Origin of the sequence: Sphingorhabdus sp. (assembly GCF_046292425.1) — a bacterium.
GTDB lineage: Bacteria > Pseudomonadota > Alphaproteobacteria > Sphingomonadales > Sphingomonadaceae > Sphingorhabdus_B.
Map to the genome: position 1 here is coordinate 1 of NZ_JBKBQV010000028.1, position 15,250 is coordinate 15,250.

Consider the following 15,250-nt stretch of genomic DNA (forward strand, 5'->3'; position numbering starts at 1 on the left):
TGAAAAAACTGATCTTATTTGCCAGCATAATCGCAATTGGCGTTGCTGCTCCAATATCCGCGCAAACCATCACCCAAGCTAAAGCAAAGCCCGAACGTTTGAAGGCCGACGTTGAAAAGCTCGTCAGCTTTGGCACGCGCCACACTTTGTCGTCGGCGACTGACCCTAAACGTGGCATTGGCGCAGCAAGGCGCTGGGCGCAAAGCGAGTTCGATAAAATTGCGAAGGCCTGCAAAGGTTGCCTCGAGACACAACTACTGGAACGTAACATGTCCGGCCCGCGCATTCCCAATGGCGTCAATATCGTGGACGTCCTCGCCATTAAGCCCGGAAAGATGGGCTGGGATCATGTCATCATTATTGCGGGGCATATTGATAGCCGGGTTTCCGACGTTATGGACTTTACCAAGGACGCACCTGGAGCCAATGATGACGGGTCAGGTAGCGCGTTAGCGATCGAGGCAGCGCGTCTCATGTCGCAGCAGCCCCAACATGAGGCAACAATAGTTTTCGCGCTCCTATCCGGGGAAGAACAGGGACTTATGGGTGGCCGGTTGCTCGCGGAGACGGCCAAAGAACGCGGCTGGAAAGTCAGCGCAATGTTGAACAATGACATCGTCGGCGGCACGCTTGGCACCGACGGACGCAAGGTTGACAATGTCGTGCGCGTATTCAGCGAAGGCATCCGCGCATCTGAAGATTTGGCCGGACAAATGGCACGCCGCAACAGCGGGGGCGAGGATGATGGCCCAAGCCGCTCGCTGATGCGTTACGCTGACAAAGTCGCAGCAAAGGCAAGTCCCGAAGTGAAGCTTGATGTCTTTGGTGTACGGCGGCCAGACCGCTTCGCGCGCGGTGGCGACCATTTACCAGCGCTTGAGCTTGGTTTCCCTGCAATCCGCTACACGGTGGGTGTGGAAAATTATCACCACCAGCATCAGGATCTACGCATCGAGGATGGCATCGAATATGGCGACACGGTCGACAAGATGGATTTTGACTATCTGGCCAAGGTAACGATGCTGAATGTGCTCACGGCAACGGCTTTGGCCAATGCGCCGCCTGCGCCTGGTTCCGCGACATTGGGCGGAGCGGTGACCTCGAACACCACAGTGAAGTGGGATGCGGTACCGGGAGCACAACGCTACCGCGTGTATCAGCGCCGCGCAGACGCGCAGGATTGGGTATTTGTCCGCGACGTGGAAGGAACCGATACTGTGCTTGAGGGTCTAATTGTCGACGACCATTTTGTGGGCGTTAGCGCAGTTGGCAATAATGGCGGGGAGAGTCTAGTCACCTTCGCGGGGCTGCCGCCCCGACGGTAATGCCTCAAAAAGATGGGCGTCGTCGTTTCTGACTCCGCCCATCAAGGCCCCCTCGGTAACTCTGCCGGCTGCGTCAGGCGACGAGCGGCTGCTCCATATCGTCGAGATCGCGCAGCACATAGCCACGGCCCCAAACGGTCTCAATATAGTTTTCTCCACCGCAGGCCAGCGCCAGCTTCTTGCGCAGTTTGCAGATAAAGACGTCGATAATCTTCAACTCAGGCTCGTCCATGCCGCCGTAAAGGTGGTTGAGAAACATTTCCTTGGTCAAAGTCGTGCCTTTACGCAGGCTCAACAACTCAAGCATGGCATATTCTTTGCCTGTGAGGTGAACGCGGCTGCCGTCGACTTCAACGGTCTTTGCATCCAGGTTCACTGACAATTTGCCGGTGCGAATAACCGACTGCGAATGGCCCTTTGAACGACGCACAACAGCATGGATACGCGCAACCAGTTCTTCGCGATGGAATGGCTTGGTCACATAGTCATCTGCACCAAAGCCGAACGAACGGACCTTTGAGTCCATCTCGTTAATTCCGGAAAGAATAAGAACTGGCGTCTGCACCTTGGCGACACGCAATTTTTTCAATACGTCATAACCGTGCATGTCGGGCAGGTTCAGGTCGAGCAAAATGATGTCATAATCATAGAGCTTGCCCAGATCGAGGCCCTCCTCACCAAGGTCCGTCGTATAGACATTAAAACCTTCGGTCGCGAGCATCATTTCGATGGCCTTCGCAGTGGTCGGTTCGTCTTCAATCAAAAGCACTCGCATTGGGCAACCCCTTTTTAAAACCCTTGCACCCCCGAAGCGACCATGTGCTAACCAGCAGTGCTTCGAACTTTATTAACCAGAATGGGAATAAACCGAAATGGTTAATTTGGTGTTAATGTCGGGATTGCGGTGAATTGTGACGTCTGGGTTATTAAAAAATGACTCATTTCTGCGGGTTTCCGGCCATTTTTGTAACGTGAAATTTTTTATTTTTGTGATGACATTTTGGATAGTTAGCATCATTTTTGAAAAAAAATCGTGATCGTGAGCAAAAAATTAGGAAAATTAATTCGGTTAACGAATCTGAACCGCATGGTTAATAATTCTTACCGCCCAAACTGGGCAACAAGATAATCTATTAACGTCGTTACCCTTTGCGGCCGGATTGTGCCGGGCGGCGTGACCAGATGCAAGGCGACGACGGGCGGTTGCCAATCGTTCAGTATCTCTATTACGGCACCTGTGGCCAAATCTTCACTGACAATGAAATCCGGTACAACCGCAATACCAAGACCAGACCGAAGGCTGTGCAACATCGCGTCGCTATTGTTCGCTCGCAATCGGCCACGCGGGCGGGCCGAAACATCTTCACCCGCTTCGTTTGTGAACCGCCAATGGTCGGGGGCGGTTAACAAGGAATATTGCAGGCACTCATGCTTCACAAGTTCGGCAGGATGCCTTGGCGTGCCCATCCGTTCCAGATATACCGGTGCGGCAACTATATAGGTTTTTACGTCCCGCAATTTGCGTACACGCAAACTACTGTCAGGAAGCGCAGCAATGCGCAGGCCGATGTCAAAGCCGTCCCCAATCAAATCCACCTTTGCATCGCTCAGGTGCATGTCAACGCTGATGCCCCGATTGGCACATAAGAAATCTGCGATTACTGGACCGACTTGTTTTAGACCGAAACTCATCGGCACAGCGAGACGAACGAGGCCAACAGGTTCGGACGCCTCGCCGCGCGCGGCTTCCTCGGCGGCTTGTCCTTCCGACAGGATTGATCTTGCGTGTTCGACCAGCTTGTTGCCACTCTCGGTCAAAGACAGCCGACGAGATGTCCGATGGAAAAGCGGTGCACCCACCTGATTCTCCAGCCGCATGACTGCTTTGGATATAGTCGCCTTTGAACGGCCAAGCGCCTGCGCAGCGCCCGTGAAGCTCTTATGCTCGACGACACACGCAAATATGCTCCACGCCTCAAAATCAGGTAGCTTCATTTTGGAAACAATATGTTTCTAATGTTTCTATTTCAATCCTAATATCCTTCTATATTTTGGCCGCATTGAAACACACCGCTGATGGAGTGCCCACATGACCGATGCCCTGTCGAAATTTGAAATCCGGCCCTTTGAAACGCTCGGGGCTGCGAACCATGGCTGGCTCGACGCACATCACCATTTTTCCTTCGGCGGCTACAATGACCCAACTCGGATGAGCTGGGGTGCAATTAGGGTCTGGAATGATGACCTCATTGCGCCGCAATCAGGCTTCCCGCCACATCCACATGCCGACATGGAAATTATCACTTATGTCCGCACTGGCGCCATTACCCACAAGGATAGCCTAGGCAATGAAGGCCGGACAGCAGCAGGGGATGTTCAGGTGATGAGCGCCGGCACTGGTATTCGACATGCGGAATATAATCTCGAAAACGAGCCCACCACATTGTTCCAGATTTGGATCATGCCCAACAGAACCGGCGGCGCACCAAGCTGGGGCGCAAAACCCTTTCCCAAGGATAGCCGGTCCGGCGCTTGGCAAATATTGGCCAGCGGCTTTGCCGAGGATAATGATGCCCTGCCGATACGAACCGACGCTCGGGTGTTTGGTGCGACCATCAAAGCTGGCGAAAGCCTCAGCCATGTCGTCGGCGCAAACCGCCACGCATATCTAGTGCCTGCAACTGGCGCAGTTGATATTGACGGCCAACGGGCAAATGCCCGCGACGGCGTGGCCATAAGCTCAGGTGTGATCAACATAACAGCAATTGAGGACGCAGAAGTCGTCCTGGTCGACTCCCGCTAACTTGCCCCCGGCATCATCCCTGACACTCTCCCATTTTAAAGGACCCCCACATGGCAAAAGTGCTTATTCTTTATTACTCCAGCTACGGCCATATCGAAACGATGGCCGAAGCCATTGCACAAGGCGCACGCACCGCAGGCGCTGACGTTACTATTCGACGTGTGCCGGAAACCGCGCCGCTTGAGGTCGCTCAAGCTGCGCATTTCAAACTGGATCAGGACGCCGAAGTGGCGACCATTGACGAGTTGAAGGAATATGACGCCATTGTCGTTGGCACGGGAACGCGTTTTGGCCGTATGTCGAGCCAGATGGCCAGCTTCTGGGATCAGGCAGGCGGTGTATGGATGCGCGGCGAGCTCACCGGCAAGGTGGGTGCTGCATTTACCTCCACGGCATCGCAGCATGGCGGGCAGGAAACGACATTGTTCTCCATCATCACCAATCTGCTGCATTTCGGTATGACGATCGTCGGACTGGATTATGGCTTTTCCGGGCAAATGCGCAATGACGAGGTTACAGGCGGCGCCCCTTATGGCGCCACGACAATCGCCAACGGCGACGGCAGCCGACAGCCAAGCGAAACCGAACTGGATGGCGCGCGCTATCTCGGCAAGCGGGTTGCAGAAACTGCGGCAAAACTAACTGCCTGATATTGGCATAATGTAGCGATGGCTGTTACAGCCATCGCTATGGCCTTTGACCTTCCCGAAGAATATCTTGAAGAAACATTCCTGGCCTCAACCGGGCCTGGCGGACAAAACGTCAACAAGGTTGCTACTGCATGCCAATTGCGGGTCGATGTCTATGCGCTTGGCCTGCAACCTTACGCATTCCGACAGTTAAAGTTGCTTGCCGGAAGCAAGATGACGCTGTCTGGTGAATTGATTGTCACCGCACGTAGCCATCGCACGCGCGAGGCGAACAGGCAGGACGCCCGTGCGCGCGTCGCTGAACTTATTGACCGGGCACATGTCCGCCAACCCCGCCGTGTTGCTACAAAACCTAGCAAGGCAGCAAAGGCCAGGCGGGTTGATGCAAAAAAGGGCCGGTCAACGGTCAAGAAAAACCGTGGCAAGGTCAGCTTCGACTGTTAGGGCAAAAAACATGTACTCTTTTGAAATTGACAGCGCAGCACCCAAATCCGAACTATATGCAGAACTGGTCCGGTCGGCCGACGCGTTGACCAGTGGCGAGCCGGACGCTGTTGCCAATATGGCGAATGTCGCGGCGCTCCTTTGGGAGTTTCTGCCGGACGTAAACTGGACGGGTTTTTACCGCGTGGTCCAGGGTGAGCTTGTCCTCGGCCCTTTTCAGGGCAAGGCAGCCTGCATCCGGATCCCGTTTGGCAGGGGCGTGTGCGGGACAGCGGCACAAACTGGTGAAACGCAGCTGATTGCCGACGTGCATGCCTTCCCCGGTCATATCGCCTGCGACGCCGTCAGCGCGTCCGAACTGGTGGTACCAGTGAAACGCGGTGGGATCGTTATAGCCGTCATCGATCTTGATAGCCCGTCGCTGAACCGTTTCGATACCCAGGATGCGAGAGGCATCGAGTTGCTGGCCGAAACGATTGCTACCCGCATATGAAGAGATGCATTATTTTGAAACAAGTATCTGTTTGAAAAGAAGTTTTTCTATCGCTCTGTAGCCAGCCCTGCATTTTGATGGTAGCCATTTGTTAACCATCAAATCCTGACCTTTTATGTGTCAGAACACCGGGGGGAGCAGTTTTTCATGGATAGACCATTTCGCTTGTGCGTAGCAGCACTTGGGCTGCTGATCATCAGCGCGCCCTCCATCGCCAAGCACGGTGAAAGCCGTACTGATCCCAACGACCGGACGCAGGATTATTCGGGCACACGATACGGGCCAAGTCTGCTGTTCGATTCCACCGCCTATTTCTGGAACGAGCACAGGCATGAACCGGTAGACGCGCCGGACAGGTCGCGGCCAGACAGCAGCTTTGGGAAACAGCATACATATGTCGTATCGGGGAATGTGCCAGTTGTTACCTTGGTAACAATCATGCCAGTCACAACCACAACGACCGTCGTGACGGAAGAGTTTTACTACGAAACCCTGCGGCTCCCCATCCGCAAAAAGGCTATGCGGAAATGGAAACTAAAACCCCGTTGCGCGTGCCGATAACCTGATGGGACTTGCGAAACCGCAATTCTGGGTTTGGCTTAATATAGTTGCTTATTGCATATCAGCGTCCGGATCGAACAGTTCCCAGCCGTCGGGGCCAAGTCGCTCAAGCGGACGATAGCGCGTCTTATACTGCATGCGTGCCGCACCGCTTACCCAATAACCCAAATAGACATAAGGAAGCCCTGCCGCTTTTGCACGCAGGATATGATCCATGATAATGAAATTGCCGAGGCCAGTACGACCCTCAATGTCCGGGTTGTAAAAACTATAGATCATCGACACGCCGTCGCTTTGCTGATCGGTCAGGCATGCACCGACCAATTCCCCAAGCCGACCGAACCGGGTGGGCGTGCGATATTCAATTACATGGCTGCGCACTGGCGATTGTTCGACCATGTCTGCATAATCCATGTCATCCATATTCGCCATGCCACCGTCGGGATGGCGCGAAGCAAGATAACGGCGCAGCAGATCATATTGTTCGGTAGTAGACCAAGGGCGGCATGCACTGACGACGAGGTCAGCGTTGCGCCGCAATATCCGGCGCTGCGTGGCATTTGGGCGGAATTCGTCTGTCCGCACGCGTACAGAAACGCATGCCTTGCAATCCAGACAGCTAGGCCGATAGGCAACATTCTGGCTTCGCCGAAAGCCAATGCGGCCAAGCGCCTCATTAAGCTCGTCGGCATGATTGCCATTAAGTTCGGTAAAGACCTTGCGTTCTGTTTTGCCCGGCAAATAAGGGCATGGGCCAGGGCTGGTAACAAAAAATCGCGGGAAACGGACTGGTGCGCTCATATTCTCTCCGCTTGGCCGCCGTGGCCATTAACATATTATTTACCTTTTATGCACACCTCGCCCGACGCTGAAAAGCGAATTTACCATCTTTCTTGCGATGCCTGATTATTTATTGAGTTCGACGCGCTCGACCTTGTACCCGGCAACGTTCAGGCCGTCGACAAGCCCCTGTAACTGCTCGGCGTCACGGGCTTCACATTCAATGTCGGTAATCAATCCCTTTGCGGGCAGCGTCGTAAAGATGCGCTGATGGTATATTTCGATGATGTTGACATTATGCTCGTTGAACAGGCGCATGACCTTGTACAAGGCGCCGGGACGGTCCTGTAACGTCAGACGCAGACGCGCGAGGCGTCCAGACCGTGCAAGGTCGCGCAAAAGGACATTGGCGAGCAGCCGCGTGTCGATATTACCGCCGCACAGCACGATGCCGACATTTTTGCCAGCGAAGATCTCCGGGTTGGCCATAACAGCAGCCAGACCAGCCGCGCCGGCGCCTTCGACCACAGTTTTCTCAATTTGAAGCAACAAACTAACGGCGGTTTCCAGTTCAGCTTCGCTAACCAGGACGATCTCGTCCACCAATTCGCGGATGACTTCGCTCGTGAAGGCACCGGGCACCTTAACCGCAATGCCCTCTGCAAGCGTGTCGCCCTCGCAGGGCATCTGCAGATTGTTAAGCAACGCATACATGGAGGGGTAAAGCTCTGCCTGTACGCCGATAAGGCCAATGCCGGGATTCAATGCGCGCGCAGCAGTCCCCATGCCAGACAGCAAGCCACCGCCACCAATAGGTACAACGAGCATATCAAGCGAGGGAATGCTCTCAAGCATTTCAAGCGCAACCGTCCCCTGCCCGGCGGCCACATTTGGATCGTCAAATGGATGCACAAAAGTAAGACCCTGCTCGGCCTCAAGCTGCCGGGCATGCTTATATGCATCGTCAAAGGTCTCGCCAAACAAGACAACCTTGCCACCCACGCTTTCGGTCTGCATTACTTTTACGGTTGGCGTAGGCACTGGCATTACGATGGTCACGGGAATGCCCAGACGTGTGCCATGATAGCTGAGCCCCTGTGCGTGGTTGCCTGCCGATGCCGCGATAACGCCTTTGTTGCGCTGTTCATCCGACAGCAAAAGGATCGCGTTTAAAGCGCCGCGTTCCTTGTAAGCCGCAGTAAACTGCAAGTTTTCGAATTTAAGATAAATGTTCGCGCCGGTCAGCTTTGATAGCGTTTGGCTGTGCAAGGTCGGCGTGGCCACGATGGAATCGCGGATACGGGCATGGGCGGCGCGGACATGGTCCAAGGTCAGGAGGTCAGACATATAAAATGGCCCCTAACGCATCTGGTGTTAAGTGAAAACAAACATTAAGGCTGGGCCATGACCAGAATAGCTTTTATCGGATTGGGCGTCATGGGCGGCCCGATGGCACGGCATCTCACACAAGCGGGGCACGATCTGACGGTCTACAACCGTTCGCGCGCCAAAGCGGAAAACTGGGTTGAGGCTTATGGCGGTACGCTTGCGACGTCGCCTGCCGAAGCAGCCAAAGATGCCGAGGTCGTAATCAGCTGTGTTGGAACAGATGACGATCTGGCTGGCGTGACGCTTGGGCGCAACGGCGCCTTTTCGGCGATGGCGAAGGGCAGCTTGTATATTGATCACACCACCGTATCTGCCCGGATAGCGCGGCAGCTTGGGGTTGAAGCCAAATCGCGCGGGTTGTTAGTGGTCGATGCACCAGTGACTGGCGGGCAGGCCGGAGCGGAAAACGGAACGCTGTCCATCATGTGCGGCGGTACCGAAGTCTCGGTCGAGGCCGCGCGCCCAATTATCGCCGCATATTCCAAACGGGTTGTGCATGTGGGTGGACCTGGCACGGGGCAGATAACCAAAATGTGCAACCAGATCGCGTTTGCTGGCATTATTCAATCGCTGTCCGAGGCCATGCGCTTCGCGCAGTCAGCCGAACTCGATGTTGAAAAGGTTTACGAAGCCATTTCCGGTGGCGCCGCGCAAAGCTGGCAAATGGACAACCGATGGGCAACCATGGCGGAAGACAAATTCGATTTCGGCTTTGCAGTTGATTGGATGCGCAAGGACCTCGGGCTCGCTTTCGAAGAAGCCCGCGCGGTCGGGGCGACATTACCCATTACCGCAATCATTGACCAGTTTTACGCAGACGTGCAGCACATGGGCGGGGGCCGTTTGGATACCAGTTCGATAATTAAAAGGCTACCCAAAGGATGATACAAACAAAGTGCCCGTCCGGAATCGCTTTCCCTATGCCGCTCGTGCCGAACGCTGTGGACACACCCATCCGTCCTGCGTTGCTCAATGGTGTCTCGACTACGCTCGACACCAATAACGGCTGGAATATGAAAGGAGCAAAAGGGGTGAAGAAAATTCTTGTCCTCGTCCTGCTTGCCACTACCGCCACCCCCGCTTTTGCCGATGGCTTGGTCGAGAACGTAAATGGCATCACGCTCGACAAGGACGGTAAGGTCATCCGCTTTAACGCGATGCTGGTCGGCAGCGACGGCAAGGTAAGTGAACTCCTGACCAAAAAGGAGAAGCTGCCCAAGCAGCTCGATTTCCGTTTGGACGGGCGCGGCGCCACGTTGCTGCCAGGCCTCATTGATGCCCATGGCCATGTCATGGGTCTTGGCTTTCAACTGCTTACACTAGACCTTTCTGCCACCAACAGCCTTGCCGAAGCCCAAGCCGCCATAAAGGCGTATGCAGCAAAATATCCGGAACGCCGCTGGATAATCGGGCGCGGATGGAACCAGGAAAAATGGGGCCTTGGCCGCTTCCCGACTGCACAAGATCTGGACGCAGCGGTCAGCGATCGTCCGGTCTGGCTTGAGCGAGTCGACGGCCATGCAGGCTGGGCCAATAGCCGCGCCATGGAAATAGCTGGCGTAAATGCTGCATCAAAATCGCCACCCGGCGGGCGCATAGAACTCGTCGCCGGAAAGCCAAGCGGCATCTTCGTCGACGCGGCATCAAGCCTGGTCGACAAATTCGTGCCAATACCCAAGCCACTCGAACGCGATGTTGCCTTAGGTGAGGCGCAGAAAAAACTTCACAGCCTAGGCATTACCGCAATAGCTGACATGGGTACGTCCATGGACGACTGGCAAAGTTACCGCCGTGCAGGCGATGCTGGTTGGCTGACGGTGCGTATCTTCGCTTATGCTGGCGGCATCGACAATATGATCGCGATCGCCGGGCCACGGCCAAGCCCATGGCTGTATAATGACAAGCTTCGTCTTGGCGGGGTAAAGCTGTACCTGGATGGTGCCTTGGGCAGCCGTGGCGCTTGGCTGAAAAAACCTTATTCCGACGCACCGGGCCAAACAGGCCTTCAATTTCTCGCCAGCGCAGAGATTCGCAACCTGATGGTTAGGGCTTCCATGGACGGATTCCAGACCGCCATTCACGCAATCGGTGATGCCGCCAATGCGGAGGTTATCAGCGCAATCGAGGAACTGTCCGAAACCTACAAGGGTGATCAACGCTGGCGAATTGAACATGTCCAGGTCGTTGACCCGGCGGACCTGCAAAAGCTTGGCAAGCATGGCATAATTTCGTCGATGCAGCCGGTGCACCAGACATCCGACCGGCTTATGGCCGAGGCGCGGCTTGGTCAGGACCGGCTAAAGGGTGCTTACGCATGGCAGTCGATCGCGCGAGCGGGCGGAAAGCTAGCTTTTGGGTCCGACGTTCCGGTGGAATCCGCTGACCCGTTTGCCGGTCTCGCTGCTGCAATGACCAGGGAGGACGCTGAAGGGCAACCCTTTGGCGGATGGCGGCCAGAAGAACGTGTGTCGCGTGAGCAGGCGCTGGCAGGCTTCACCACTGGCGCAGCATATGCTGCTTTTGCAGAGGGCAAATTTGGTTCGTTGACCCCTGGGCATTATGCGGACTTTATATTGATTGATGTCGACCCGATGCTTGCAAGCCCTCGGGAACTGCGTAATGCAGTGGTCAAGGAAACATGGGTCGGAGGACGGCCCGTATATAAAAATGCTGCAGCAAATGCTGCGGACAATAAAGCAAATGGAGAGACAAGATAATGCGCGCATGGACATTGGCTAGCCGCCCGGCAGGGCTTCCGAACGATAGCAATTTTGCGATGGTTGACCATCCTGACGCTCCGTTGGGCGCCGACGAGTTCCGCGTGACGAACAGCTGGTTATCAGTCGACCCATATATGCGCGGTCGGATGAACGACGCAAAAAGCTACGCTGATCCGTTCGTACTTGGTGAACCTATGACAGGCGGTGCAGTTGGGACAGTCACCGAAAGCAACAACGCCGAATTTCCCGTTGGCACGAAGGTTCTGCACATGGCTGGTTGGCGCGACACGGCGGTTTTTGGCGGTGGCAAGACCCCGCCGGCCGGAATGCCCCCGGCAAAGCTGCCAGACTTGGGCGTGCCAGACCAACATTGGCTAAGCATTATCGGTATGCCAGGTGGGACCGCATGGTTCGGCTTGCTTAAAGTCGCTGAAGCAAAACCGGGCGAAGTGATCTTCGTTTCCGCAGCCGCGGGTGCTGTTGGTTCCACCGTGACGCAAATTGCCAAGGCCAAGGGTATGAAAGTCATTGGCTCGGCCGGTGGCGCGGACAAATGTGCCTGGGTAAGGGATCTCGGAGCCGACGCCGTGATTGACTACAAATCAGGCAAGGTGTTGCCGCAGTTGATGGCCGCGCTGAAGGGCATGGGCGAGAATGGTATTGATGTGTATTTCGACAATGTGGGCGGCGAACATTTCGACGCCGCCTTGGCCACTTCCAAGGAATGGGCGCGCTTTGCAATTTGCGGCATGATTGATGTCTACAACGACTTCAAAGCGCAACCGATGCAGTATCTTCCCATGATCATTGGCAAACGGATTATGATCAAGGGTTTCCTATATCCTGATTTCTATGCGCAGGTGCCAGAATTCAACGCCGACATGGCAGCACTGATTAAGTCTGGCGCCGTCAAGGGGCGCGAAACGGTTAAGGACGGGCTTGAGAAAACACCTGAGGCATTTATCGGACTATTCAGTGGCGAGAACACCGGAAAAATGTTGGTCAAGCTTTAAGCTAGAAAATGCTGCGCAGCAATATGGGGCCAAAGACCGGCGACATTATCAATCGAAGCAAGCTTTCCGTAACGTCGTTCGATCTATTGTTGCACAATTGACGCACATATAAAATTTCAAGGATTCAGCACTTAACGGCGATGACATTCCTATGCGCATCCGTTAGATTGTAAAAAAATATCAAATAGGAGAGAGACTATGTTACGACGTGACAAATCCTTTAGCCATGCCTTGAAACTGTCGGCGGCTTGCCTCGCGCTTTCAGTCCCAAGCCTGGTTTTCGCGCAAGAAGCGCCTCAAGCCGAAGATACCTCCAACGACGAAATCGTCGTTACCGCACAGGGCCGTAGCCAGCTACTTTCCGACGTGCCCGTAGCCATTTCGGCTGTTAACGCCGAAACACTGCAAAACAGCGGCGCGAATGACATTCGCCAACTTAACCAGGTTGCTCCGTCCTTGCTGGTGTCGTCCACCGGTTCGGAAGCAAACGGCTCCGCCCGTATTCGCGGTATTGGTACCGTTGGTGATAACCCGGGCCTCGAAAGCTCGGTTCCTGTTTTCATTGATGGCGTTTACCGTTCACGTTCGGGGATTGGCCTGAACGAACTCGGCGAGATTGATCGCGTAGAAGTGCAGCGCGGGCCGCAAGGCACGTTGGGCGGTCGTAACTCATCGGCTGGTCTCATCAGCATCTATTCGAAAAAGCCAAGCTTCACCTTTGGTGGCAGCGGCGAGCTTACCTACGGAAATTATGACTTCATGCGTGCCGCCACCAGCTTCACTGGTCCGATTTCGGAGCAGCTGGCGTTCCGCGTCGATGGCGTTTACGTAAAGCGTGACGGTTTCTATCGCGATGACCAGAATGGCCGCGACATCAACAACCGCGACCGTTATTTCCTGCGGGGCCAGTTACTGTTTGAACCCACGGACGCGCTGTCGGTGCGCCTGATCGCTGACTATACATTCCGCCAAGAAGAATGCTGTGCGGCAACTTATGTTGACCAGACGGTCAACCAATTCATTGGCAATCTGAACAATCCTGCCACGCCATTATCGTCAACAACTGGCAATAACATCATCAACGTATTGCGGGATCTCGGCCAGCCACTAGCAGCTTTCAATCAAGGCTTCGGTCGCAATGTGTCCGTTAGCCGGAACCGCGAATTTTCAGGCGAAACGAAGGATTATGGTTTCTCCGGCCAGGTCGATTATGACTTTGGCGGCGCGACTTTGACCTCGATTACCGCTTACCGGCAATATCGTTCGGGCCAGGCGTCAGACACCGATTATGGCGAAGTGGACATTCTCTATCGTGCGCCAAGCGACGACGCCTATCGTCAGTTCCACACCTTCACACAGGAACTGCGTCTTCAGGGCGAAGCGTTTGACGGCCGGTTCGATTGGTTGGTCGGTGGCTTCTTTGCTAATGAAAAGCTGACCGTTCGCGACAATCTGCGCTTCGGCAATCAATATGGCCGCTTTGCAAACTGCCGCATCATATCGGGCGGCGCATTGGCGTTTGCTTATAATCCTGCTGCGCAAAGCTGCATTACACCAGCATTGCGGCCGACCGTATCTGGCGCTCTCGGGGCTGCAGGGCCGCTTGTTCTGTCGGCACTTGATCGCCTAGACACGATGAACAACGTCGGCACCACCAACGATCGTTATTTCCAAAATGGAACCAACTGGGCGGTGTTCACGCACAATATCGTACACATAACCGATACGGTGGATCTGACGCTTGGCCTCCGTTATACGAAGGACAAGAAAAAGTTCAACGCGACCTTTGGTAACGACAACACCATTTGTACGGCAAACCAAGCTGCACTGGCTTCATTGCTGACTACGCCATTGGCTGCAACCGCAGGCGGCATTATTGGCCTTTCCTGTCAGGGTAACTCGACCGCCGAGCTCAACGGCGTTTCGATCCGTGACAGCCGCAAGGAAGACCAGATCACCGGAACCGCCATTCTTTCATGGAAGCCAGTTGATGACCTTCTGGTTTATGGCAGCTTCGCACGTGGTTATAAAGCAGGCGGTTTCAACCTTGATCGCTCTGCGCTCAAATCACCCGTCCCGACCTTTGCTTCGGTCGGTGGCGCTCAGGCATTGGTCCGCAATCTGCAGTTCGATCCCGAACTGGTGGACAGCTACGAACTGGGTGCAAAATATTCCAACGGTCCATTTGGACTAAGCGTTTCTGCATTCCGTTCGGACTTCAGCAGCTTCCAGTTGAATACGTTCAACGGCACGGTCTTCCTCGTTCAGAACGTCAATGGTTGTGACAACCTGGTTGGCGGATCAAACGCGGATACTGACCTTAGCAATGCGACGGGCAGCTGCGCTGCGGGCGACATCACTTACGGTGTTCGCACCCAGGGCGTCGAGCTTGAAGCCTCGCTGGTTCCTGCACGCAACTTCCGCATGGCGGCTGGCCTGACCTATGCCAAAACCACCTATCGGGATGACCTGATCGGGACCAAGAACGGAGCGCCGCTGGATGCCGCACTGCGCAAATTGCCAGGCGACAACCTTTCCAACGCACCGGAACTGGTGGCCACATCAAGCGTCACATGGACGCCCGATATCGGCAGCAGCGGCATGAGCGGTCTCGTTTACATCGATGGCCGTATGACCAGCGACTACAACACCGGTTCTGACCTGTTCCCACAGAAGGAGCAGGATGGTTTCGCAGTGTTCAACGCGCGTATCGGTCTTCGCGGACCTGATGAATCCTGGGGCATTGAGCTTTGGGGCCAGAACATCTTTAATCAGGACTATGCTCAGGTCGCGTTCAACTCGCCATTTCAGGCAGGGGCAACGGCTGCACCGTTTGTCGATCCGCAATATCCAGGTGGACGTCAGATCTTCTCGCAGTTCCTAGCCGAACCTCGGACTTATGGTATAACCCTACGCGGCAAGTTCTAGGAACTTAGCCAGTTACAAGGAAATGGGCCTGCAGCGATGCGGGCCCTTTTTTTGCCCAGGTTATTGAGGAGATCGTCATCAAAAACCCCCGTCGTCCTGTGTTTTTTTCAGGATAACAGGCGACATTCACGCATCATCCCGAAC

Annotated in this window: 14 protein-coding genes; 10 read left to right on the forward strand and 4 right to left on the reverse strand. The window is 54.8% G+C overall.

All coding sequences use genetic code 11. The features are described 5' to 3' along the window. Positions 1–1,325, forward strand: a 1,325-nt coding sequence (locus ACK4S7_RS07485) for a M20/M25/M40 family metallo-hydrolase (protein WP_409645559.1), incomplete at its 5' end; no start/stop codon positions are given. 73 nt (positions 1,326–1,398) lie between these two features. Here the strand turns inward: ACK4S7_RS07485 and ctrA are convergent. Both ctrA and ACK4S7_RS07495 read right to left on the reverse strand, forming a co-directional pair. After that, complete coding sequence (gene ctrA, locus ACK4S7_RS07490; protein WP_409645561.1) at positions 1,399–2,100, reverse strand: response regulator transcription factor CtrA; 702 nt, start codon at positions 2,098–2,100, stop codon at positions 1,399–1,401. Positions 2,101–2,426: 326 nt separating this feature from the next. Further along, positions 2,427–3,320 (reverse strand): LysR family transcriptional regulator, encoded by an 894-nt coding sequence (locus tag ACK4S7_RS07495; RefSeq protein WP_409645562.1) that lies wholly within the window; start codon positions 3,318–3,320, stop codon positions 2,427–2,429. A gap of 94 nt (positions 3,321–3,414) precedes the next feature. Here ACK4S7_RS07495 and ACK4S7_RS07500 point away from each other — a divergent pair, with 94 nt between their 5' ends. The 5 genes from ACK4S7_RS07500 (at position 3,415) to ACK4S7_RS07520 (ending at position 6,276) form a co-directional block, all read left to right on the forward strand. Beyond that, positions 3,415–4,128 (forward strand): pirin family protein, encoded by a 714-nt coding sequence (locus ACK4S7_RS07500; RefSeq protein WP_409645564.1) that lies wholly within the window; start codon positions 3,415–3,417, stop codon positions 4,126–4,128. 50 nt (positions 4,129–4,178) lie between these two features. Further along, on the forward strand, positions 4,179–4,778 hold the full coding sequence (gene wrbA / locus ACK4S7_RS07505; RefSeq protein WP_409645566.1) for an NAD(P)H:quinone oxidoreductase: 600 nt from the start codon (positions 4,179–4,181) through the stop codon (positions 4,776–4,778). 39 nt (positions 4,779–4,817) lie between these two features. Continuing rightward, the gene (gene arfB, locus ACK4S7_RS07510; protein WP_409645568.1) at positions 4,818–5,222 is read left to right on the forward strand and encodes an alternative ribosome rescue aminoacyl-tRNA hydrolase ArfB; all 405 of its coding nucleotides are present in this window, start codon (positions 4,818–4,820) and stop codon (positions 5,220–5,222) included. Positions 5,223–5,232: 10 nt separating this feature from the next. Then, positions 5,233–5,715, forward strand: coding sequence for a GAF domain-containing protein (locus tag ACK4S7_RS07515; RefSeq protein WP_409645571.1), 483 nt, complete (start codon positions 5,233–5,235; stop codon positions 5,713–5,715). A 147-nt stretch (positions 5,716–5,862) separates the two neighbouring features. Continuing rightward, positions 5,863–6,276 carry a hypothetical protein gene (locus tag ACK4S7_RS07520; RefSeq protein ID WP_409645573.1) on the forward strand — a complete coding sequence of 138 codons (414 nt, stop codon included), beginning with the start codon at positions 5,863–5,865 and terminating at the stop codon, positions 6,274–6,276. Positions 6,277–6,327: 51 nt separating this feature from the next. On the opposite strand, the gene ACK4S7_RS07525 is transcribed toward ACK4S7_RS07520, so the two are convergent. Continuing rightward, the gene (locus ACK4S7_RS07525; protein ID WP_409645575.1) at positions 6,328–7,077 is read right to left on the reverse strand and encodes an arginyltransferase; all 750 of its coding nucleotides are present in this window, start codon (positions 7,075–7,077) and stop codon (positions 6,328–6,330) included. A 105-nt stretch (positions 7,078–7,182) separates the two neighbouring features. Continuing rightward, complete coding sequence (locus ACK4S7_RS07530; protein WP_409645577.1) at positions 7,183–8,403, reverse strand: threonine ammonia-lyase; 1,221 nt, start codon at positions 8,401–8,403, stop codon at positions 7,183–7,185. Positions 8,404–8,460: 57 nt separating this feature from the next. Between ACK4S7_RS07530 and ACK4S7_RS07535 the strand changes: the two genes are divergently transcribed. The 4 genes from ACK4S7_RS07535 to ACK4S7_RS07550 all read left to right on the forward strand — a co-directional run bounded on the left by ACK4S7_RS07535 (position 8,461) and on the right by ACK4S7_RS07550 (position 15,106). Next, positions 8,461–9,330 carry an NAD(P)-dependent oxidoreductase gene (locus tag ACK4S7_RS07535; RefSeq protein ID WP_409645578.1) on the forward strand — a complete coding sequence of 290 codons (870 nt, stop codon included), beginning with the start codon at positions 8,461–8,463 and terminating at the stop codon, positions 9,328–9,330. A 128-nt stretch (positions 9,331–9,458) separates the two neighbouring features. Beyond that, positions 9,459–11,162 carry an amidohydrolase gene (locus ACK4S7_RS07540; protein ID WP_409645612.1) on the forward strand — a complete coding sequence of 568 codons (1,704 nt, stop codon included), beginning with the start codon at positions 9,459–9,461 and terminating at the stop codon, positions 11,160–11,162. Beyond that, the gene (locus ACK4S7_RS07545; RefSeq protein ID WP_409645580.1) at positions 11,162–12,178 is read left to right on the forward strand and encodes an NADP-dependent oxidoreductase; all 1,017 of its coding nucleotides are present in this window, start codon (positions 11,162–11,164) and stop codon (positions 12,176–12,178) included. The genes ACK4S7_RS07540 and ACK4S7_RS07545 overlap by 1 nt, the downstream gene beginning before the upstream one ends. 198 nt (positions 12,179–12,376) lie before the next feature. Further along, entirely contained in the window at positions 12,377–15,106 is a 2,730-nt protein-coding gene (locus ACK4S7_RS07550) for a TonB-dependent receptor (protein WP_409645582.1), read from the forward strand. Positions 15,107–15,250: the final 144 nt, after the last annotated feature.